Genomic DNA, 1,265 nt, shown 5'->3' with positions numbered 1-1,265 from the left:
ACGTATAGGAAGAATAAACGCCCTTTTCACCCAAGTCCAACAGCTTTGGACCGCAGTTGACTCTTTCGACACCCCTGCGATGCAACCCAATCCGGCTGACGGGGAGCCAGCAACGCTGAAAATTTACCCTCCTCTTTCCCACTAGCGGCTCCTTTTCCGACAACCAGCACGGCGGATCCCTGCCGCGGCGCTGTGAACGCAGCATTTTGATTGGTATCGTTGGCCTTCAGGCTCGTCAGTCAAACAGACCCAGGAGCAGCTCAGCCGGTGGCGCCCGGCTTTCGGGTAACGCCCTGGTCCCGCTGGTTTCGGCTTTGTGCTTCAGGTGATCAAGGATCTGCTTGATCACTATAGGGTCTTCAATGCAGGCGATGACTTTCATGGCGCCGCCGCAGCCGCTGCAGGTCTCGATGTCGATATTGAAAACACGCTTGAGCCGTTGCGCCCATGTCATCGACGCTCGCCGTTGTGCTGGTGTTGCCGGTTCATCAGCCACCCTGACCTTGTTGCCCCTGCCCCGTTTTGCCGGCGTGACCAACGCCCGGTGCCGACTGTTGGGTGCGAACACCCCGTGGAAGCGGGTTAGGTTGACTCTGGGCTTCGGTACCAGGGCGGCCAGCCTTGCAATGAAATCCAATGGTTCGAAAATGACGTGCGTGGTGCCGTCCCGGTACGGCGTCTTGAGCTGGTAGCGCACGTTGCCGCCTCGTGTTAACGACAGCCGCTTCTCGGATACCGCCGGGCGGCTGATGTACCGGCACAGCCGTTCGAGCTTCTTGCGTTCATCGGCCCTGGCCGCCACGCCGGCGTGCAGGCTGGACCCGGCTACCTTGCCAATCCCGTCACCGAACGGATCACCACTGGTCGGCAGAGTTTGCAAAGTGAACACCTTTCGCCCCGCCTGTGAACCGACAGCGATACGGTAAGTGATCGAGTGCCCCAGCAGGGGTGTCATCGGGTCGTCATCCACCGCATCCGAGGCCAGATAGCTGTTTTCGACATCCCGTTCCAGCAGGCCTTGCCGTTCCAGATAGCGACCCACCCGGTGGGCGATGGTGTGCGTCAGCTGGGTGAGCTCTGGGCTGGTCGGCGCCTTGACCCAGCGGAAACGCGCTGAGCCGTGGGATTGCTCGACATACACACCGTCGAGAAACAGCATGTGGAAGTGAACATTCAGATTGAGCGCCGATCCAAAACGCTGGATCAGGGTGACCGCGCCCGTCTTGGCCACTTGGTGGGTATGGCCCGCTTTCTTGACCAGGTGC

Annotated in this window: 1 protein-coding gene; it reads right to left on the bottom strand. The window is 60.3% G+C overall.

Going from position 1 to position 1,265, the window contains the following annotated elements:
* Positions 1–235 precede the first annotated feature (235 nt).
* Positions 236–1,265 (bottom strand): IS91-like element ISCR2 family transposase (locus tag IE199_RS21825; protein WP_031430888.1); only part of this gene is annotated, 1,030 nt, incomplete at its 5' end.

The sequence above is a fragment of the Thalassotalea marina genome (genome assembly GCF_014656435.1).
Taxonomy (GTDB): Bacteria; Pseudomonadota; Gammaproteobacteria; order Enterobacterales; family Alteromonadaceae; genus Thalassotalea_C; species Thalassotalea_C marina.
Note: the sequence above shows the minus strand (reverse complement) of the source record. Positions and strands in the feature narration are given on the sequence as shown.